Consider the following 1,062-nt stretch of genomic DNA (forward strand, 5'->3'; position numbering starts at 1 on the left):
CGTTTACTGCCCCCAGTTCAGTGATCGCCCGCCGCAAAAAACTGGGCGAAGATGCCATCCGGGAGTTGTTCTCCCTCACGCAACAGCGTTGGCACGAGGAAGCCCGGCATCCGCTCTGGAACGGCCTGACGCTGAATGCCGTTGATGGCGTGGTCTGGCGTGCACCCGATACACCGGAAAATGCCGCAGCCTTCGCGAAAGCGGAAAACCAGTACGGTGAAAAAGGCTATCCGCAGGTCCGTATGGTCTGCCTGATGGAGCTCAGTAGCCATCTGCTGCGCGCGAGTGTAATGGACCGGTATGACGTTAATGAAATGCGTCTGGCGGCAAGGCTGGTAGAACAGGTCCCGGATAACAGCGTGACGCTGTTTGACAGAGGCTTCTGGTCAACAGGTCTGCTGCACAACTGGCATTGCACCGGGGAAAATCGCCATTGGTTGCTGCCGCTGAAAAAAGGTACACAGTATGAGGTGGTACGCAGGCTGAGTAAACAGGATGAACTGATAACGCTGAAGACTTCCCCGCAAGCCAGAAAGCAGTGGGAAGGGTTGCCGGATACGCTTACCGTCCGGTTAATCCGGCGTAAGGTTAACGGTGTGGAACGTCAGGTTGTCACATCGATGACAGATGCAATGCGTTACCCGGTCGCAGACATTGCAGAGCTGTACAAACACCGTTGGGAAATAGAGCTGGGGTATCGTGAAGTAAAACAGAACCTGTGCGGAAATCGGTGGACACTGCGAAGTAAATTACCTGAGATGGTCAGACAAGAGCTGTGGGGAATAATGCTGACATATAACCTGGTACGTTATCAGATGGTGAAAATGGCGTTCAGCCTGAAAGGTAATTATCTGCCCTATCAGTTGAGCTTCAGTGGTTCGCTGACAGAGATAATGCGGTTGTTAATCGGGCTGCCCTGGTCATCACCGGGGGCAATACCGGGACATCTCAAACACTTTTACAGTAATGCAGCGATGCTAAAACTGCCGCCGAGACGAGAACGGGAGTATGAAAGAGAAATCAGGGAGAAAAGGGCAAAATATCCCTTTAAAAACAATGCCG

Annotated in this window: 1 protein-coding gene; it reads left to right on the plus strand. The window is 52.5% G+C overall.

Features of this window, described 5'->3' with window-relative positions:
• On the plus strand, positions 1-1,062 hold a 1,062-nt coding region (locus ABIE29_RS23400), incomplete at both ends, for an IS4 family transposase (protein ID WP_429621734.1).

This window comes from Serratia sp. 2723 (assembly GCF_050434425.1).
Taxonomy (GTDB): Bacteria; Pseudomonadota; Gammaproteobacteria; order Enterobacterales; family Enterobacteriaceae; genus Chania.